General features: G+C 68.1%; 15 protein-coding genes. 6 read left to right on the forward strand and 9 right to left on the reverse strand.

Annotation, left to right across the window (positions count from 1 at the left end):
* Positions 1 to 34: 34 nt before the first annotated feature.
* Positions 35 to 2,245 (reverse strand): TonB-dependent hemoglobin/transferrin/lactoferrin family receptor, encoded by a 2,211-nt coding sequence (locus tag ACWPV3_RS08240; protein ID WP_453977558.1) that lies wholly within the window; start codon positions 2,243 to 2,245, stop codon positions 35 to 37.
* Positions 2,246 to 2,354: 109 nt separating this feature from the next.
* Here ACWPV3_RS08240 and ACWPV3_RS08245 point away from each other — a divergent pair, with 109 nt between their 5' ends.
* Complete coding sequence (locus tag ACWPV3_RS08245) at positions 2,355 to 2,864, forward strand: hypothetical protein (protein WP_453977559.1); 510 nt, start codon at positions 2,355 to 2,357, stop codon at positions 2,862 to 2,864.
* Here ACWPV3_RS08245 and ychF read toward each other — a convergent pair.
* The 5 genes from ychF to ACWPV3_RS08270 all read right to left on the reverse strand — a co-directional run bounded on the left by ychF (position 2,857) and on the right by ACWPV3_RS08270 (position 8,403).
* Entirely contained in the window at positions 2,857 to 3,951 is a 1,095-nt protein-coding gene (gene ychF, locus ACWPV3_RS08250; RefSeq protein WP_292178336.1) for a redox-regulated ATPase YchF, read from the reverse strand. The two genes, ACWPV3_RS08245 and ychF, sit on opposite strands and share 8 nt — an antisense overlap.
* A gap of 70 nt (positions 3,952 to 4,021) precedes the next feature.
* Entirely contained in the window at positions 4,022 to 4,504 is a 483-nt protein-coding gene (locus ACWPV3_RS08255; protein WP_313454450.1) for a copper chaperone PCu(A)C, read from the reverse strand.
* Between the two features lie 13 nt (positions 4,505 to 4,517).
* On the reverse strand, positions 4,518 to 5,870 hold the full coding sequence (locus tag ACWPV3_RS08260) for a PepSY-associated TM helix domain-containing protein (protein WP_313454451.1): 1,353 nt from the start codon (positions 5,868 to 5,870) through the stop codon (positions 4,518 to 4,520).
* Positions 5,870 to 7,945, reverse strand: a complete 2,076-nt coding sequence (locus ACWPV3_RS08265; RefSeq protein ID WP_453977560.1) for a TonB-dependent receptor family protein — start codon at positions 7,943 to 7,945, stop codon at positions 5,870 to 5,872. Before ACWPV3_RS08265 ends, ACWPV3_RS08260 begins: the two co-directional genes overlap by 1 nt.
* Before the next feature lie 71 nt (positions 7,946 to 8,016).
* A complete protein-coding gene (locus tag ACWPV3_RS08270) occupies positions 8,017 to 8,403 on the reverse strand; it encodes a hypothetical protein (RefSeq protein WP_453977561.1) in 387 nt (128 codons plus the stop codon).
* A 103-nt stretch (positions 8,404 to 8,506) separates the two neighbouring features.
* On the opposite strand from ACWPV3_RS08270, the gene ACWPV3_RS08275 reads away from it, so the two are divergent.
* Together ACWPV3_RS08275 and ACWPV3_RS08280 are read left to right on the forward strand one after the other, a co-directional pair.
* Positions 8,507 to 9,931, forward strand: coding sequence for a DUF4139 domain-containing protein (locus tag ACWPV3_RS08275; RefSeq protein WP_453977562.1), 1,425 nt, complete (start codon positions 8,507 to 8,509; stop codon positions 9,929 to 9,931).
* Positions 9,932 to 9,935: 4 nt separating this feature from the next.
* On the forward strand, positions 9,936 to 11,558 hold the full coding sequence (locus tag ACWPV3_RS08280) for a DUF4139 domain-containing protein (protein WP_453977563.1): 1,623 nt from the start codon (positions 9,936 to 9,938) through the stop codon (positions 11,556 to 11,558).
* A 3-nt stretch (positions 11,559 to 11,561) separates the two neighbouring features.
* Here ACWPV3_RS08280 and pth read toward each other — a convergent pair whose 3' ends face one another.
* From pth to ACWPV3_RS08295, 3 genes are all read right to left on the reverse strand, one after another.
* A complete protein-coding gene (gene pth / locus ACWPV3_RS08285; RefSeq protein WP_453977564.1) occupies positions 11,562 to 12,167 on the reverse strand; it encodes an aminoacyl-tRNA hydrolase in 606 nt (201 codons plus the stop codon).
* 85 nt (positions 12,168 to 12,252) lie between these two features.
* Positions 12,253 to 12,873, reverse strand: a complete 621-nt coding sequence (locus ACWPV3_RS08290) for a 50S ribosomal protein L25/general stress protein Ctc (RefSeq protein WP_313453135.1) — start codon at positions 12,871 to 12,873, stop codon at positions 12,253 to 12,255.
* 131 nt (positions 12,874 to 13,004) lie between these two features.
* On the reverse strand, positions 13,005 to 15,308 hold the full coding sequence (locus ACWPV3_RS08295) for an ATP-binding protein (protein WP_453977565.1): 2,304 nt from the start codon (positions 15,306 to 15,308) through the stop codon (positions 13,005 to 13,007).
* Between the two features lie 149 nt (positions 15,309 to 15,457).
* Between ACWPV3_RS08295 and ACWPV3_RS08300 the strand changes: the two genes are divergently transcribed.
* The 3 genes from ACWPV3_RS08300 to pstA all read left to right on the forward strand — a co-directional run bounded on the left by ACWPV3_RS08300 (position 15,458) and on the right by pstA (position 19,754).
* Complete coding sequence (locus tag ACWPV3_RS08300) at positions 15,458 to 16,876, forward strand: sensor histidine kinase (RefSeq protein ID WP_453978514.1); 1,419 nt, start codon at positions 15,458 to 15,460, stop codon at positions 16,874 to 16,876.
* A 150-nt stretch (positions 16,877 to 17,026) separates the two neighbouring features.
* Positions 17,027 to 18,457, forward strand: coding sequence for a phosphate ABC transporter permease subunit PstC (gene pstC, locus ACWPV3_RS08305; RefSeq protein ID WP_453977566.1), 1,431 nt, complete (start codon positions 17,027 to 17,029; stop codon positions 18,455 to 18,457).
* Positions 18,450 to 19,754, forward strand: a complete 1,305-nt coding sequence (gene pstA / locus ACWPV3_RS08310) for a phosphate ABC transporter permease PstA (RefSeq protein ID WP_453977567.1) — start codon at positions 18,450 to 18,452, stop codon at positions 19,752 to 19,754. The genes pstC and pstA overlap by 8 nt, the downstream gene beginning before the upstream one ends.
* Positions 19,755 to 19,757 lie beyond the last annotated feature (3 nt).

Raw genomic sequence — 19,757 nt, forward strand, 5'->3', positions numbered from 1 at the left:
GGCGTTTCTTTGAGGTTCGAAGGGTCATGGTCGCTTACAGGCGCAGGGTCAGCGAGACGCCGAAGTTGCGGCCTGGTTGGGTGTAGGCGTCTTTGACGGTCGAGGTGTCGGACAGGCCGCGCACGTCGCTCCACCAGCCATAGGTCTCGTCGAAGACGTTGAAAGCGCCGGCCCGCAGCGTCGCCCGCTCGGTCACGTTCCAATAGGCGGTCAGGTCCAGCAGGGTGAAGCTGTCGCCCAGATAGCAGGCGTTGACGCAGGACAGATTATAGGTCGCCGGATCCTTCTTGCCCGACCAGGTGACGACGGCCGACCCGCCCCATACGCCCGACGGTGCGGCGTAGTTCAGGCCGGCGACGACCTTCACCGGATCGACGCTGCCCAGTTCGGTGCGTCGCCCGTCGGTGGTCTGTTCGCCTTCGGCGTAGGCCGCCGAACCGGTCAGGCTGAAACCGTTGTCCCAATAGATGTCGGCGCGCGCCTCCAGTCCCTTGATATCGACCTCGGTCAGATTGACGTATTGATAGACCAGCGGATCGACGCCGGGGATGCCTCTGCCGGCGACCACCACCTGATCGATGAAGTCGTCGTAGTGGGTGGCGAAGGCGGTGGTGTTCAGGCGCATCTTGCCGCCGGCCACGTCGATGTCGCGCAGACGGAAACCAGCTTCGAAGCTTTCGCTGGTCTCGGGCGACAGGTTCGGGTTCGGGATCGAGCGATAGCCGAAGACCGGGTTCTCGAAATAGTTGTTCACCTGCATCGGCGACGGCGCGCGGAAGCCCAGGCCATAGTTGGCGAAGACGCCCAGGTGCGCGCCCGTCCAATAGACGACCCCCAGCTTGGGCGAGATGTGATCGTCGCTCTGGCCCGAGGCGGGGGCGGGGAACTGGGGGTCCACCTTGGGCGACAGGTCGTACCAGTCGTATCGCACGGCGGGAATGATGCTGAGCGCGCCGCCCAGCATCTCGATCTCGTCCTGAACGAACAGACCGGCCAGCTGGAACTCGGTCTTGGGGAAGGCGCGGACGGGGAAGGTTTCGCCGACCGGCGGGGTGACGCCGTCGCGCACGCCCTCTTGCGTGGTCTTGGACCAGTCGCCCCCGAAGGTGACGCGATGCTGGACCGCGCCGCCCGCGCCGAACACCCGCGCCCCCTGGGCTGCCAGGCCATAGACCCTGTTGTCGAAGGTCACGTCACGGGCGCGGTCCACAGCAGGCGTGCGATCCTCGAAGGTGTATTGGCGGGTCGTGGAGTCCTGCCAGTACAGGCTGACCGAACCGTCGGTCAGGCCGGCGAAGTCGCTGAACCGCCAGTCGCCGCTGACCCTGTCGCGCTGGGTCTCGTCGTGGGCGGTGACGGCCAGAACCGTCGAGGACCGGCTGCTCAGCGCGTCTCCGGTCATGTCGGAATCGAGGTGATCGTAGGTCAGGCGCAGGGTGTGATTGGGCGCGGCCTGCCAGACCAACTTGCCCAGATAGGCGTTGGACGCGAAGTCCTGCGGGTTAGGCTGGGAGCGGGTCGGGCCGACGCCGCCGGTCGACCCCTTGTTCTCGGTCTCCTGATAATCGCGGCGGGTGTAGGCCAGCAGGCCCGAGAGCGAACCGGACCGGCCGGCGAAGGCGACGCCCTCGCTCCAGCCCTCGTCGGCGGAGTTGTAGGCCACACGTCCGCGCGCAGAGAAGTCCTGACCGTCAACCAGGAAGTCGGACGGATCCTTGGTGCGGAAAGCCACCGCCCCGGCGACGCCGTCCGAGCCATAGAGGGCCGAGGCGGGGCCGCGCAGAATCTCCACCGACTTGATCAGGTCCAGGTCGTTGTAGCCGCCGCGGCCGACCGCCTGGGCGCCGAAGCTGAAGCCCGCCGGCAGGCGAACCCCGTCGTTGATGATCAGGACGCGGTCGCCGCCCATGCCGCGAATGGTGAAGCCCGAATTCCCGTCGCGGCCCGCACCCGACAGCGCCAGGCCGAAGCGGGCAGGAGATGTCGGAACGCTGATCCCCGGCTCATATCGGATCAGATCCTTGATGTCGGTCGCCAGCATGGCCTCGATCTGGGCGTCGGTGATGACGCTGATCGTGCCGGGGGTCTGGGACGCCAGCCGTTCGGAGCGGGTGCCGATGACGATGACCGGATCGACCTGTGTCGGGGCGACCTGGGGCGCCTCTTCGGCTCGCGCAGGCGCGCTGACGAGGGCGGTCGCCATGGCCGTGACGGCGACGGTGCAGAGGAGGGTGTGGTTACGCATGAAAGGCCCCGCTTGATGGTGGCGGTCTCATAGTGCGAACGATTATCAGAATCAACCGCACTCGATGCAGGGCTTTGAACCTTGAGCTTGGCCATGGCGTTGCTGTGGGATGAAATCAGCCCTGTTTCCGTTGTGCGCCCTGGCGACCGTCCTGGCGGGGTGCGGCGACCACGACGTCAATCCGCCGACCGAGCCGGCCCGCCCGTTGCAGACGCCCGAATCGCGTCAGGTCGTGGAGGCGCGCGGTCCCTCGTCCCTGGCCTCGCGCGGGCCGCGCAGTTTCGTGGGTTTGTGGTCGTCCAATCCGGCCTGGTGCGGGGCGGAGCCCGGCGCCACACAGGGGCCGGTCAGGATCACCCCGCTACGCTACGAGGGGCCGCAGAAGGCCTGCGATCTGGCTGAGATCCGCGAGAGGCCGGGCGGCTATGTCGCCACCCTGGCCTGCGGCTCGACGGCGCGCGAGCGGGTGCATCTGGCCACGGTGGGCGACGTGCTGACCGTGACCCATATCGATCGGAACATGGCCATCGAGAAGCTGGCGCGCTGCCCCGCGTCGCCACGCGCGCCGGACCCCGCCAACCCGCTGGCCAAGCTAATGAAGAAGGACGGGGCTAGTTGAAGAGGAAGTGCATCACGTCGCCGTCCTTGACGACATAGCTCTTGCCTTCCGCCCGCAGTTTTCCGGCTTCGCGCGCGCCTGCTTCGCCCTTCAAGGCGACATAGTCGTCGAAGGCGACGGTCTCGGCGCGGATGAAGCCCTTTTCGAAGTCGGTATGGATGACCCCGGCCGCCTGCGGGCCGGTGGCGCCGACCGGAATGGTCCAGGCGCGCGCCTCCTTGGGTCCGACCGTGAAATAGGTCTGCAGGCCCAATAGCTTGTAGGCTTCGCGGATCAGACGGTTCAGGCCGGGCTCTTCCAGACCTAGGGTCTCGAGGAATTCCTTCTGCTCCTCGTCGTCCAGCACGGCGATTTCGGATTCGATCTGGGCCGAGATGACGACCGAGTTGGCGTTGTCCTGGGCGGCGCGGGCCGCGACCTTGTCGGACAGGTCGTTGCCCTTGTCGGCCGAGCCTTCCTCGACGTTGGCGACATAGAGGGCGGGAAGCGCCGTCAGCAACTGCAGCATGTCCCAGGCCTTCTTGTCCTCCTTGGACACCTCGGCGGTGCGGGCGGGCTTGCCGGCGTTCAGCTGGGCCAGGGCCAGATCGACCAGTTTCAGCGTCAGGGCCGATTCCTTGTCGCCGCCCTTGGCGCGCTTCTCGAGCTGGGGCCGACGACGCTCCAGGCTCTCCATGTCGGCCAGCATCAGTTCGGTCTCGATGATGTCCAGATCGGCGATGGGGTCGATGCGGTTTTCGACATGGGTGATGTCGTCGTCGACGAAGCAGCGCGCGACGAAGGCCACGGCGTCGCAGTCGCGGATATTGGCCAGGAACTGGTTGCCCAAGCCCTCGCCCTTGGAGGCGCCGCGCACCAGGCCGGCGACGTCGACGAAGGTGATGCGGGCGGGAATGATCTCTTTCGATCCGGCGATCTCGGCCAGGGCGTTCAGACGCGGCTCGGGCACGGCCACGTCGCCGGTGTTCGGCTCGATGGTGCAGAACGGATAGTTGGCCGCCTGGGCCGCCGCCGTCTTGGTCAGGGCGTTGAACAGGGTGGACTTGCCGACGTTGGGCAGGCCGACGATCGCGACTTTAAGAGCCATGGTGTTCCTCGTGAGGCGCGAGCCTTTAGCCGGTTCGAACCGGTTTGTCAGGCTCGCGCTTCAAAGGGCGTCAGTGAGCGCCATGCGCCATGCCGGCTCCGCCCGTCGAAGGCAGGCGGATTTCGGCCTGGACCGTCACTTCGGGCGCCGAGGCGAACTTCAGCGTCAGCGGCACGGTCTGGCCCGCGACCAGCGGCTGCGTCAGACCCGTCAGCATCAGGTGTTCGCCGCCGGGCGCCAGGGCGACGGCCTTGCCGGACGGCAGAACCAGGCCGTCCTTCAACTGGGACATGCGCATAACGCCGTCGGCCATGGTCATCTCGTGGACCTGCAGTTCTCCTGCGGCGGGGCTCGATCCGCCGATCAGACGGTCGTCGGTCGAGGCCAGGAAGGTGGCGTAGCATCCGCCGGCCTGCGCGCCGTTGGGCGTCGGACGGCACCAGGCGTCGGTCACGGCGACGGCCGCGACCTTGGGCGCCTGGGCTTTCTGGGCCGGCTGACCGCAGGCGGCGAGGGCGAGACCGAGAGCGGCGAGGGGAAAAATGGGCTTCATCGTGGGGCTCCTTTCAAGATGGGACGGTCCGGCGACGCAGCAGAGCCTGGCCGATCCGGTCGATCAGCAGGGCCGCCAGCAGACTGAGGCCGGTCAGAGGATAGAGGATGCAAAGCGGCAGGACGATGCCCAGGACGGCGGTCCTGATCCGCGCGCCGTGCGGCGCCGGCGGCGCGCCTATCCGCAGCGGAGAAAGACGTGGGGGGCGGCGTTTCCACCACATCATCAGGCCGCTGATCGCCAGCAGCCAGACCCCGATACAGCCCGCCAGCATGACGAGGCGGTTCAGCTGGCCGTACTGCATGCCCTGGTGGACGGCGATGCCCCATTCGAACGCCTTGGCGCCCATGCCGAACTGGGCCCAACGGGCGTCGGCCAGGACCGCGCCGGTCTGGCCGTCGACATACAGGGTGCGGGCGTCCTCGGCCTGGCGCGTCTGACGCGCGACCGCCCAGGCCAGGTTCGCGGTCTGGGGAATATTGACCACATAGGGCCGCGCCAGTCCCCGGCTGTCGGCGACCGCCATCACCCGCGCCAGGCTGGGGTCGTGGGCCGTGCGGCCATAGAGGACGGCGTGCTCCATGGTCCAGCCGACGCCCGAGGGGCTGTCGTGATGACCGGCGTGGCTCCAGGCCTTGGCCGCCGCAGGCGCGGGCGGCCGCCCCCAGCCCTGCGCTCGGACGAAGCCCAGGAACTGATCGCCCCAGACCGCCGACCACGGCATGCCCGTCACCGCCAGGAACAGCACGATCCCGCCGACATAGAGGCCGACCAGGGCGTGCAGGTCGCGCCAGAACGGCCGTCGCCGGACGTCGGTCGCCGTCAGGGCCACGGTCGCAACCTTTCGACCCCTGGGCTGCCACAGATAGATCCCCGTGGCGAACAGCACGATGGCCCAGCCGGCCGCAACCTCGACCAGCAGGTTCATGGCCGGGCCGAAGAGGCTGAGGCTGTGGATCGTCTTGACCGTCTCCATCACCCCGCCATAGCCGGTCACGCCGGTCACGCGCCCGGTGTGCGGATCGACGAAGACCGTGCGCTGGGACCCGTCCGGCCGATCGACGCGCACCCGCGCCGCCTGGTCTCCCCGTTCGGGGATCAGGACATTGGCCACGCGACCCTGACCCGCCTGGGCCGCCGCCGGAAGCCAGGCGTCGGGCGAGACGACGCCCGGCGCATCCGCCACCTGGATCATCGGCCGATAGACGACCTGGTCGATTTCGTCCTTGAACAGATAGATCGCCCCCGTCAGCGCCAGCAGCATCAGGAACGGCATGACGAAGACGCCGGCGTAGAAATGCCAGCGCCAGACCGCGCGATAGGCGCCGGACAGTTCGTCCGGCGCCTTGTCGAGATTGTGCGCCATCAGTAGCTCATCCTGACGCCGACATAGGCCGAGCGCCCCTCGCCGGGGAAGAAGACGGCGGTCGAGACGCCCGGTTTGGTCGCGTCGGTGACGGCCCCGAAGTTCGAGACATAGGCCTCATCGAACAGGTTGCGCACATCGGCGAAGACCGTCAGTCGGCGATTGACGGTCCAGCCCATGTTCAGGTTCGCGACCGCATAGGACGGCGACTTCAGAGTATGGGTATTGGCGTAATCGACCCAGGCGTCCTTGATCGACCATTCCACGCTGGGGGCCACGAACCAGCCGGCCGGATCATCGTAACGAAGCTCCGCGCGATACAGGTGCGGCGGCACGACCGGCAGACGGCCGTCGCCATAGACCTTGTCGCCGTCGAAACGGAAGTCGGAGAAGGCGTAGGTCTGGCGCAGCCGCCATTGCGGCGCGATCCTCCAATCCAGCCCCGCCTCGATCCCCTGGTGGATCGTCGGGCCCGCGTTGAAGGTGGCGGGAAGCCCTGTAAGGGCGGGGAGGAAGTTCAACAGCTCATGTTTCAGATCGGCGCGATAGGCGGTCACGTCCCACGTCATGGCGCCGCGTCGACCACGTGAACCGACCTCCCAGGTGACGGCCTCTTGCGGGACGAGGGGCTGATAGCCGCCGGCGGTCGGCGACAGGGCCGAGAAGTTGGGCGGCTCGACCGAGCGGGTGACGTTTGCGAACACTTGGGCGCCGTCCTCGCTCTCCCACAACAGACCGGCGCGCGGGGCGAACCAGTCGAAGCTCTTGTCGATATTCAGGTCGAGCGTGCCGTTGACGCCAGGGACGACATAGCTCTGATAGTCCCGCTCGGCGCGGCCCCAGGTTCCGCCCGCGACCAGGGCCAGTCGATCAGTGACGAACAACCGCCCCTCGCCGAAGACATCCAGCCCCTTGGCGTTCTGGAAACTGCGGGCGCGAAGGTCGCCGTGCTGGCCGCCGAGGTTCACCCACTGTTTGGCGTCCAGGTCGCCCTGGCGATACCAGGCGCCGTAGAAGGCGTCGGCGCGCAGGCCGCCGATCCGGCCCTGCCAATCGAACCGGCCGAAGGCGCCGTAGTTGCGGCTCTGCTGGTCGATGACCTGGAAGATGGGATGATCCAGGTCTTTCCACGTCCCATAGACGGCGCCCTCGAACACCGTCGCGTCGTCCAGCCTCCAGCGGGTCTGCAAAGTCGTGCGAAGCGACCGCATGTTGCGCTGATAGTTGAGAGCGATATTGGCGGGATTGGCCACCTCGGGATTTGTCAGGGCGTCGGACAGACTGACGCTGCCCGGAATTTCCTGATGGATATCGCCCCAGGACGCCAAGAGGCGGACTTCGCGGTCCTGGCCGAAACTGCGCCCGACGTTGCCCGACAGGTTCAGCGCCTTGCCTTCGCTTTGCTGACGCCAGCCGTCGACGCTCTGGCCCGTGACGGCGGCGAAACCGTCCCAGCCGCCGCGAACGCCCGCAACCTCCGCATGGGCGCGCACGGTTCCGTAGGAGCCGCCGTCCAGGCGCAGGTTCAGATTGGACGAGGCCGTGCGTCCCGTCGGCGTGACCAGATTGACGGCCCCGCCCAGCAGGGCTCCGCCGAACCGCAGCGCATTGCCGCCCTTATAGACCTCGGTGTAGCGGGCGATCAGCGGGTCGATCAGCTGGAAATCGCCAAACCCGTCGGCCTCGTTGAACGGCACGCCGTCCTGAGCCAGCAGGACGCCGCGATTGTGCACCGAATTGCCGATGCCCGAACCACGGATCGACAGGCGGATGTCGCCGCCCCACTTCTTCTGGGCATAGACGCCGGGGGCGTCGCGCAGCACATCGGCCAGGTTTGCGGCGTAACGGTCGGCGTAGGACTCGGCCGAGATCACCGCCACGGCGCCGGGCGTGCGCGACAGGCGCTGACGGGCGTCGGCGACGACCGGCGGGTCTTCGGCGTTGCGACGGGCGGTGACGATGACGCTGTCCAGAAGCGCCGGCTCGGCGGCCTGCTGCTGGACAAGGGCGAAGGCGGGGCTGGCCGTGGCGGCCAGCAGCAGCGCGCACGGCGCCGCAGCGGTCTTGATAGACATGGATATCCTGAAATCGGAAACGGGAAAGGACGCGCGGGCGTGCGAGGCCTGCGCGGGTTTCGGGTCTGGTTTCAGGCTTGGGGCGGGGCGGTGGACGGCGGGCGCGGCGGGGCGCGGGCGGGCGGCGGGGCGCTGACGCGGAAGGGCGTGTAGGCGATCCGCTGGGTGGTGCGGATCACCGGTGCGGGTTCGGGCGCGGGCGGGGCGGGCAGGGCGGCAGCCAGGGGCATGACGCAGGCGGCGCACTTGGCCCCCACATGCTTGTTCACCGGCCCGTCCATGCCGCCCGACTGGATCGTCTGCGGTCCTTCGGCCGAACAGATCACCAGCGGCTGACCCGGCTGGACCGCCGCCAGCGCCGCGAACGGCAAGAGCGTTCCAAGCATCAGCGCGAACACCGCCGCCAGGAAGGCGAGCGATTTCGAGATCGACCAATTGTCGGCCTGGGAACGGGTCACGCCCCGGCTCTAGAGCGTTCCCAAGCGCTTGACCAGACGGTCCGAGCCTCGACAGGCCGGGGCCTGCATGCGAGCGTGTCACGTCACAACGATCGAGGGATTCATGATCCGCGCCATTGGACCGTTCGCCGTCGCCCTGCTGTTCGCCGTCCCGGCCGCCGCGCAGCAGGTGGAGGAGGGGCCGGGCGGTCCCGATCGCGTGTCCCTGACCGTCTATAATCAGAACGTCGCCCTGGTGGAGGATGTGCGCAACCTGACCATCCCCGCCGGTCGGTCGCGGCAGGAGTTCCCCGGCGTTTCAGCCAGCATCCGCCCCGAGACGGTCGGACTGACGGGACGCGGTCTGTCGGTGGTGGAACAGAATTTCGACTACGACCTGCTGACGCCCGCCAAGCTGATGGAGAGCGCCGTCGGCGGCGAGATCGGCGTCGTGCGCGTCAATCCCGGCTCGGGCGCCGAGACAACCGAACGGGCGCGAGTCCTGGCGGCCAACCAGGGCGTCGTCCTGCAGATCGGGAACCGTATCGAGGTGTTGCGCGACGACGGCGTACCGACGCGCGTGATCTTCGACCGCGTGCCTCAGAACCTGCGCCCGCGCCCCACGCTCAGCGTCACCCTGGACGCCGAGGGCGGCGGCCGCCGCGAGACGACCCTGCGCTATCTGACCAGCGGCCTGCAGTGGAAGGCGGACTATGTCGCCCAGTTCGACGAGGCGGCGGGCAAGCTGGACCTGACCGGCTGGGTCACGATCACCAACAACTCGGGCGCTACCTTTTCCAACGCCCAGACGCGGGTGGTGGCCGGGGACGTCAATCTGATCAACGCAGGCGGCTACGACCCCTATCGCCGACCCATGCCGACGCCGCCGCGCGGCGGCGTGCGCGGCAACGGCACGGCGACGGGCGGGCAGGGCGCGCTGGCCGATGTCTATGTCTATCCCTTGGCCGAGGCCGTGACCGTCGCCAACAACCAGACCAAGCAGGTCGGTCTTCTGGACGCCGCGGGCGTGCCGGCGACCAAACGCTATCTTTACGAGGTCCAGGGCTTCGCCACGGCCGAGGAGCCGTCGGCCGCCGACGTGGGCGTCCTTTTCCGCAACGGCTCGGGCGGCGCCGACCGCGCCCTGCCGGCGGGGGTCATGCGGGTCTATGTGAAGGATTCGAACGGCGAGCCGCGCTTCATCGGCGAGAGCCAGATCGACCATTCGCCCGCCGGGTCCGAGATCGTGGTCACGACCGGCGAGGCGTTCGACGTCACCGTCCAGCCGCGCGTGGTCTCGGCCGAGCGGGTGTCCGGGCGCTGGCGCGACTATTTCCGCACCCGCTACGTCATGGAATACACGGTCCGCAACGCTCGGCCCCAGCCGGTCACGGTCGAGGTGCGTCAGCGTGGCCTGGGCCGCGACACCGAGGTGGCGGATCAGAGCATCGAGGGCCAGATGCGCGACGCCCGGACCCTGACGTGGTCGGTCCCGGTCCCGGCGAACGGCGAGACCAAGCTGACGGCGACCATCACGACGGGCGGCTGATCCGATGGCGCGCCGGTTCGCCCTGATCGCGGCGCTCAGCCTAATGGGCGCGAACGCCGCCTTCGACACGGCCTGGGCCCAGGCGGAAAGCGTTTCCGCGCGCCCGGACGCCGCCGCCGTCGTCATCTATCGCGACCGTCCGGTGGACACCGTCGCGCTGATGGAACGGTCGCGCAGCGGCGGGGGCGGCCTGGACCGCGAAGGCCTGGCCCTGATCGTCGAAACCCGCACCGTTGATCTGCCGGCGGGCGAGGGCGTGATCCGCTTTCGGGGCCTGGCCACCGGCGTCGTGCCGCAGTCGGCCGTGCTGGAAGGCCTGCCCGCCGAGGTGGTCGAACGGAACGTGGACTTCGACCTGTTGTCACCCGCCAGCCTGATGGAGAAGTCGGTGGGCGAGACCGTGCGGGTGGTCCGCACCGACCCTGTCACAGGCCGCCAGGTGGAAAAGGCCGCAGTGATCCGCGCGGGCGCGCAGGGCACGGTGCTGGAGATCGACGGCCGGTTCGAGGCCCTGGACTGTTCCGGCCTGACCGAACGGGTGGTGTTCGACCGCGTGCCCGAGGGTTTGGGCGACCAACCGGTCCTATCGGTGCGGACGCGCGCGCCGACGGCGGGCCGATACGTCGTCACCCTGGCCTATCTGGCGACCGGACTTCAGTGGTCGGCGGACTATGTGGCGCGGCTGAATCCGGACGGCCGGACGCTGGACCTGACCGGATGGGTGACGCTGGCCAATTTCGGCGGGACGGGCTTTCCAGACGCACCGGTGCAGGTGGTGGCGGGAACCCTGCGCAAGGACGCCGGCACGGTTCCGGTCGACCCGGTCGTGCGTTACCCGCAGCCGGGATGCTGGCCGCAGGGCACGACGACGGCTGGATCGGGCGAGGGCGGTTTCGGCAACGCCTATATGGCTGCGACCTTCAAGGAGGATAGGGTCGAATATGGCGCGCCGCCCGTGGCGGTCGAGGAAATCGTCGTCACCGGCAGCCGCGTCGCGCGCCGGGTCGCCACTCAGGGCGAACTGGGCGACTACAAGATCTACACCCTGCCAGAGCCGACCACCGTCGCGGCGCGCCAGACGAAACAGGTCCGCTTTCTGGAGACCGAGGGCGTCGCCTATGAGCGGGTCTATCGCGCGGGCCTGCCTTCGGACGACGACGAACGACGCCCCGCCGAGATCGTTCTGAAGCTGCGCAACGAGCGTGGCGCGGGCCTGGGCGTGCCTCTGCCGGGCGGGTCCGTGGCGGTTATGCAGCCTGACGGCTCAGGCGGCGTCCTGCTGGCCGGTCAGGATCGGTTCGAAGACAAGGGAATCGGTCTGCCGGTGCGGCTGAACTTCGGCGAATCGCCGGACGTGGGCGTGACGACGCGGATCGTGAACCGCACGAAGAGCCTGACGAACGGGGTCAAGACGACCCGGTTCGATCTGGAGACCGTCGTCTCCAACGACCGCGCCGAACCCGTGACTGTCGAACTGGTCGCCGACGATGCCGGCGCGCGGGGTTTCAAAATCCTGAACCAGTCGGTCCGCAGTCGGATCGACGACACGGGCCAACCGGTCTGGACCGTGCCTGTGCCGGCCGGGCGCGAAACCGTGCTGCGCATGTCTTGGCGGACGACCGACTGAAGTCTATTCGCCGCGCGCCGCCTGGCGGGGACTGAATTTGGGGGCAGGGGCCAGGCGCATGACTTCGCCCTGATAGCGCTCGTCCTCGCCCGCGACGGCGAAGGGCAGGGCGTCGGCGCAGGCTTGCAGCAGGGCGTTCAGCCAGGGCTGTTCGGCCTTGTGGAAGTCGCCCAGGACATGCGGCATGACCAGATGGCTTTCGCCGGGATGGCCCACGCCCATGCGGGCGCGGCGGAAGTCCGCGCCCAGATGGCTGATCAGGCTGCGTACGCCGTTCTGGCCCGCCGCCCCGCCGCCCGTCTTCATGCGGAAGCGGCCTGGCGCCAGGTCGATCTCGTCGTGGAAGACGATGATCTCGCTGGGTTTGATCTTGTAGAAGCGCGCCGCCTCGCCCACCGCGCGGCCGCTTTCGTTCATATAGGTCTGGGGCTTCATCAGCAGGACCTTGGTCCCCTCGACCTCGCCTTCGGAGACGATGGACTGGAACTTGGCGCGCTCGGGGCCGAAACGCCAGCGACGAGCGATCGCGTCGGCCGCCATGAAGCCGATGTTGTGGCGGTTCTTCTCGTATTTCGCGCCCGGATTGCCGAGCCCTGCGATGATGATCATGGCGTCCTCATGCCGCGCGCAACGGGCAAAGAAAAGCCCCGCCGGGCGAACCGGCGGGGCCTGACCTTCGTCGCCGAGGCGACGTTTACTCTTCGGTGGCGGCTTCGGCCTGGGCGGCCTCGTCGGCGGCTTCCGACAGGGCGGCCGAGGAAATCTTGATCGTGGCGATCACGAAGTCGCGGTCGCTGATGGTCGGCTCGGCGCCCTTGGGCAGCTTGATGTCCGAGATGCGGATGGTGTCGCCCATCTGGGCCTTGGTCAGGTCGACGATCAGTTCTTCGGGGATCTGGTCGGCGCGGACCGAGATCTCGACGGTGTGGCGCACCACTTCCAGCGAGCCGCCCTGACGGGCGAAGGGGGCTTCGTCGGCGTTCTTGAAGTGGACCGGAACCTCGATCTTGATCGCGGCCTTCTCGTCGACGCGCATCAGGTCGAAGTGCATGGGACGGTCCGACACCGGGTCGAACTGCACGTCCTTGGCGATGACCGGCTGGGTCTCTTCGCCGTACTTCAGCGTCACCAGGTGGCCCAGCAGCTTGCCGGTGTAGAGCGACTTGCGGAAGTCCTTCTCGTTCACCGAAATGGCGACGGGGGCCTTGTCGCCGCCGTACAGGACGCCCGGCACGAAACCGCCGCGACGCGCAGCGCGGGCGCTGCCGGTGCCGACGCCATCGCGGACGTCCACGTTCAGAATGATCTCGGCCATCTGGCTCGCCTCAACAACAACGGAAACACCGCGCCAACCCAGGGCCCGCGCGGCGGGGGTCATGAACCCTCGAATTCAAGAGCGCGGGCTATTACACGCATCGAACCGAAGGCGCAACCGCCTATGGCGCCTTAGGCCGCCTGAACCTCTTCTCGCAGCATGGCGCAGGGGTCGGCGACGATCGCCAGCAGCTCTGACGCATTGAACGGCTTGGCCAGGTGGCGGTCGGCGCCGGCGGCTCGACCGGCTGCGATATGTTCCGGCATGGCGTTGGCGGTCAACATGACGATCGGCGTGCGCGTCGCGCCCATCGCCGTCTCGTGCAGGCGGATCTCCTGGGTCGCGGTCAGGCCGTCCATGACGGGCATCTGCATGTCCATCAGCACCAGATCGAAGGCCTGCGTCCGGAAGGCCTCCAGGGCCTGTGCGCCGTCGTCGACGACCACGACCTGCACCGGCGTCTGGGCCAGAATCAGTTCGATGACGCGCCGATTGGTCGGATGGTCGTCCGCCACCAGCACCCTCAGGGCGCGCTGGTCCTCAGGCGTGGACTGCGGCCGGGCGACGGGCTCGTTCCGGGTCGGCGCCTCGCATTGGGCCAGCGGCAGGGTCAGGATGAAGGCCGCGCCGCAGCCCGGCTCGCTCTCGCAATCCAATCGTCCGCCCATCATGTCGGCCAGCTGGCGGCAGATCGACAAGCCCAGGCCCGACCCGCCGAACTTGCGCGTGATGCCGCCATCCGCCTGTTCGAATCGGCTGAACAGTCGATTGCGCGTCGCGGCGTCGAAGCCGATGCCTGTGTCCTCGACGGTGAACTGCAGCCACGGAGATCCGTCCTGGTCCAGGCTGCGCTGGACGGTCAGGCCGACGAAGCCCCGGCTGGTGAATTTCACGGCGTTGGAGATCAGGTTGGTCAGGATCTGCTTCAGCCGGACCACGTCGCCGCGGATCCACATCCCGTCGTCCAGGTCGATGTCGATATGGAATTCCAGGTGCTTGTCGCGGGCGTTCTCGGCGTAAAGCTGGGCGGCCTCGCGGACGGCGCCGGCCAGTTCGAAGGCGTCCTCGGTCAGTTCCAGCTTGCCCGATTCGACCCGCGCCAGATCCAGGATGTCGCTGAGCAGGGTCTGAAGCGTGCGCCCGGACGCCTGCATCAGGTCCAGCATTTCGCGCTGTTCGCCCGACAGGTCCGTCTTCGCCAACGCCTGCGACAGGCCGATCACGCCGTTCAAGGGCGTGCGGATCTCATGGCTCATATTGGCCAGGAACTGGCTCTTGGCGATGCTGGCCGCGTGGGCGGCGTCGCGCGCCTCGGCCAGGGCCTGTGCGTCGCGCTTCAGCTCGGTGATGTCGTTGCAGATCGTGACGGTGCCGCCCTCGGTCGTGCGGCGGCTCTGCATGCGCAGCCAGCGGTCGCCGGCGACCGGCTGTTCGCTGTCCGACGACAGTTGACGATGCGCCTCCATGCGCTCGGCCAGCCATTCCTTCTCGCGACCGACGGCGTTCTGATAGCGACCTTGATCCAGACCGATCTTCAGGGCGTCGCGATACGGCATGCCGACCGACAGATGGGCCTCGATCTCCGGGTTCACCTCGGCGTAGCGCGTGTTCCACAGCACCAGCCGGTCGTCGGCGTCGTAGAAGCCCAGCCCGTCCGGCATGGCGTCGACGGCCTCGCGGATGCGGCTCAGGGCGTTGGCGCGCGAGACATAGGCCATGAAGGCCAGCAGTCCCGCCACGCCCCCGATGGTCAGCACCACGGCGGCGATCACCGTCTGCATGGCGTCGTTCGACACGCCGGCGGCGTAGACCTGAGACGGATCGGGCGTGACGGTGATCGCCGCCATGCCGGTGAAATGCAGAAAGACGACGCAGAGCGCGCCGCCGCCCGCCAAGGCCGTCAGCCGCAGGAGGCCGAACCGCCCGGAGGCGTCGGGACGATACAGAAGCGCAGTCGCGCCGCCGATGGCCAGGGCCCCGAGCAGGGAGGTCGCGACCAGCGCCGGATCCCAGCTCAGCCGCGCCGGCGCCTGGATGGCGGCCATGCCCAGATAGTGCATCGCGCCGACGCCCGATACGGCGACGACGGTCCCCATGGCTCGCCAAAGACGGCCGTCGCCCGCCAGCGCGGCGAATACGGCCAGCGCCGCCATCGCCAGCGCCGCCGCCATCGACGCCAGGGTCAGCGTCAGATCGTAGGTGATGGGCGTATCTGCGACGAAGCCCTGCATGGCGACGTAATGCGTGGACCAGACGGACAGGGCGCCGACCAGCACGCCGACCATGGCTAGCCTGACGCGCAACGCGCCCTTCGTCGCGCGGGCGCGCTCGACGAAGGGCAAGGCGATGACCAGTCCCAGCACGCAGATCGCGGCGGCGACCAGCGTTATCCGCCAGTCGTGGTCGTGCGCGATGCAAACGATGATGCGGTCCACAGCCACCCTTCCTTCGACGACGACCCTGACAGAAACTTCTAAAGAAAAGGTGCGGCGAAGCTTCCGGTACGGCCGGTTGTCGGCGCGCCGTCACAGAATCCGTGCAAGGATCGCCTTTCGCTCTCGTGCTTTCAGGTCGTCGCCAGGCCATGCCCTATGAAGTTTCGCCATCGCCGGTCGCGCCGATCTCGACGTCGCGCTTCTGGACCGTGGGCGCCAGCGTCGGCGTCGCGATCGCCGTCCTGGTGGCGCTGGCCTTCGTCCATCCGGATCTCGCGAACTGGTTGTTGGGCGGCGCCGTCGTGGTCGGCGCGTCCGCCTGGCTGTTGAACGCCCCGGCGCGGTCCGGCGCGGCTTCGGCGCCCGTCGCGGGGGTTCCGGCCGAAGGCGAGCCGGACGGCGAGGCCGTGGATCTATTGGACCGGGTGTTCGAGACTATCGAAGATCCGCTGCTGGTCGTCAGCGGCGGCGAACCCGACGACATCGCGGGACGTCGCATCGTCATGGCCAACGCCGCCGCGCGCGACCTTCTGCGCATCCAGCGCCAGGGCGCCCTGCTGGTCCAGGTCATCCGCGAGCCCGGCGTGCTGGAAGCGGTCGACGAGGCGCTGTTCGGCGGCGTGGCGCGAACCACGGACTATACGACGGGCGGACAGCGGGACCGGCGGTGGCGGGCCTGGACGCGCCCCTTGCCCAGCGGATCAAGTGAAGGTCCCCAAGGCCAAAACCTGGCCCTGGTGGTCCTGCGCGACGAAACGGACGCCCGCCGAATCGAGATGATGCGCGTCGATTTCCTGGCCAACGCCAGCCATGAACTGCGCACGCCCCTAGCGTCGCTCAGCGGCTTCATCGAGACCTTGAAGGGCCACGCGCGCGAGGACGTGGTGGCCCGCGACCGCTTTCTCGACATCATGGCCGCCCAGGCGGACCGGATGGGGCGGCTGGTCGCAGACCTGCTGTCGCTGAGCCGGATCGAGCTGAACGAACACATCCCGCCATCGGGGCGGGTGGACCTGGATCGCGCCGCTTCGGACGTCGTCGACGCCGTCAGCGTCCTGACCCAGGAAAAAGGAGTCGCCGTCGATCTGGATCGGGGCGACGCGCGGGCTTCGATCAGCGGCGACCGGGACGAAATTCTTCAGGTCGTCCAGAATTTGCTCGACAACGCCGTCAAATATTCCCAGCCGGGCGGGACAGTGGAGATTTCGGTGCGTTCGGACCTGTCGTTCGACGAGGCCTGGGCTCCGCGTCTGACCGGCGCGACCCGTCTGCCCCTGGTGACGCCGGACCGAGCCTCGGATGTCCTCTACGCCGCCGTCACCGTGCGCGACCACGGGCCGGGCATGGCGCGTGAGCATCTGCCGCGTCTGACCGAACGCTTCTATCGCGTCGAAGGCCAGAAGAGCGGAGAGCGGCAGGGAACCGGCCTGGGCCTCGCCATCGTCAAACATATCGTCAATCGCCACCAGGGCGGTCTGATCGTCGAAAGCGCGCCCGGCCTGGGCGCCGCCTTCACGGCCTGGTTTCCGATGGTGGTGGAGCGGCGGGAGATGCGTTCGGCGTCGTGAGGCGGCGTGCGCGGGCCGGCCGTCGGCGTCACCGAACTGTCATCCAGCCGTCTTAATCCGCTGACCATTCGCGGGCAGTAGTCGCGCCACGATGGGAACCCGGTGATCCGGACCCGTCGTCGATTCGCGCCAGCCGCTCTCGGACCCCGGATGATCTGGATTCTTCTGCTGATCCTCGCCGCCCTCGGCGTCGCCGCCTATCTGGGCGGCCGCACCTTGGCGCGCCGGCGTTCGGTCGGCGCCAAGCCGCACTCTCGCCCCGGCCAACATGGCGCCTACGCCCTGATCTGGGTCGCCGCGCCGGCCTTGCTGGTGCTGGTGCTGGCGTCGGTGTTCTCGGCGCCGCTGGAACGCCGACTGACCGCTGTGGACACGCCGCCGGCGGTGTCCGCTCTTGATCCCTTCCGCCGCGACGCCTTCTTCGCCGACGCCCACCGGGTCGGTCGCGGAGGGCAGGCCTTGCAGATATGGGAACGCCCCCTGGCCGAGCAACTGCCGGTGGAGGCCCGCCGCATGGTGCGGATCGAGCGCACCCTGGAGTGGGGTGGGGCCATCGCCGCGATTCTGGCCGCGATCCTGGGCGGCCTGTTCGCCATGAGCCAGATCAAGCCCAGGACACGCGCCCGCAATCGTGTCGAAGGCTGGATCTACGGCGCCCTGTTCGTCTGTTCGGCCATCGCCGTCCTGACCACCGTCGGCATCATCGCCTCCCTGGCCTTCGACTCCTTCCGGTTCTTCCAGAAGGTGCCGGTCTTCGACTTCCTGTTCGGCACGCAGTGGAGCCCGCAGATCGCCATCCGCGCCGACCAGGTCGGTTCGACCGGCGCATTCGGGGCCGTGCCCCTGTTCGCCGGCACCCTGCTGATCATGGTGATCGCCATGTGCGTGGCGGCGCCCATCGGCCTGCTGTCGGCCATCTATTTGTCTGAGTACGCCGGGCGGGGCATGCGCGCGGTGGTCAAGCCCCTGCTGGAGATTCTGGCCGGGGTGCCGACCGTGGTCTACGGCTTCTTCGCCGCCCTGACCGTGGGACCGTTCCTGCGGGTCTTCTTCAACGAGATCGGCCTGTTCCTGATCGGCGGGCCGCTGGACGGCCTGGGGCAGTATCTGGCCCTGGTGCAGAACCAGATGGCCCTGACCGCCGGGGCGGTGATGGGCATCATGCTGATCCCGTTCGTGTCTTCCCTTTCGGATGACATTCTCAACGCCGTGCCCCAGTCGCTGCGCGACGGCTCCTCGGCCATGGGCGCCACCAAGTCCGAGACGGTCAAGCGTGTGCTGCTGCCGGCGGCCCTCCCGGGCATCGCCGGGGCGTTGCTGCTGGCCATGTCGCGCGCCATCGGCGAGACCATGATCGTGACCATGGCGGCGGGCTTGGCCGCCAACCTGACCTTCAATCCGCTGGACACGGTCACGACCGTCACGGTCCAGATCGTCACCCTTCTGACCGGCGACCAGGAGTTCAACAGCGCCAAGACCCTGTCCGCCTTCGGCCTGGGCCTGACCCTGTTCCTGGTGACGCTGATGCTGAACATCGTCGCCCATCGGATCGTCCAGACCTATCGGGAACAATATGACTGACGCGACCCCCGATCAGATCGCCGGCGGTGCGGACGCCGATCGGTTGGCGCGGCTGCGCGCGGGGCTGAAACGCCGCCATGCGCGCGAGACCCGTTTCAAATGGTACGGCCGCCTGGCCATCGGCGCGGCCATGGTCTTCCTGGCCATCCTCCTGATCCGCATCGTGGAGCAGGGCCACACCGCCTTCTATGCCCACACCGTGACCATCCCGGTCTATATGGACCCTGCCCGGATCGATCGCGCCTATCCTCAAGGCTCCAACTTCGAGCAGTTGGCCGCCGAGCAGGAGCTGGCCCGCTGGGGAATCGCCGACGACGCGGCCGGGACCAGGGCCGCCCAGATGAAACGACTGTTTTCGTCCGAGCTGAAGTTCACGGCCGCCGCCCTGGTGGCCAAGCGGTCGGACGTCATCGGCCAGACCGTGCCCCTCGCCGTGCCCCTGTCGGACGATGCGGACCTGTTCCTGAAGGGCGAAATCTCCAAGGCTACGCCCGAGGATCAACGTCGCCTGACCGATCAGCAGATCGCCTGGCTGGAGCGGATGAAGGCCGAGGGCGTGATCGGCGCCCACTTCAACACTACCCTGTTCACCAAGGGCGATTCCACCCAGCCGGAGATGGCCGGGGTGCTGGGCGCCGTGGTCGGTTCGGCTCTGATGTTGCTGGTGACGGCCCTGATCGCCATACCGCTGGGCGTCGGCGCCGCCATCTGGCTGGAGGAGTTCGCGCCCAAGAACAGGCTGACCGACATCATCGAGGTCAACATCAACAACCTGGCCGCCGTGCCGTCCATCGTCTACGGCCTTCTGGGTCTGGCCCTGTTCATCAACTGGATGCATCTGCCGCGCGCCAGTCCCATCGTCGGCGGCCTGGTCCTGGCGCTGATGGCCCTGCCCACCCTGGTCATCGCCACGCGCTCGTCGCTGAAGGCGGTGCCGCCCTCGATCCGAGAGGCCGCCCTGGCCATGGGCGCGTCCAAGACCCAGACGGTGTTCAGCCATGTCCTGCCGCTGGCCATGCCCGGCGTCATGACGGGCGCCATCATCTCCATGGCCCACGCCCTGGGCGAGACCGCGCCGCTGTTGCTGATCGGCATGGTCAGCTTCGTGCCGGGCGTGCCGCACGCGATCGACCAGCCGGTCGGCGCGCTGCCCTCGCTGATCTACATCTGGGAGAACGCCTCGGAGCGGGCGTTCCACGAACGCACCGCCGCGGCGATCATCGTCCTGCTGGTCTTCATGATCATCATGAACGCGGCGGCCATCATCCTGAGGCGGCGCTTCGAGCGTCGGTGGTAAGAG

It is taken from the genome of Brevundimonas sp. Marseille-Q4549, assembly GCF_976940555.1.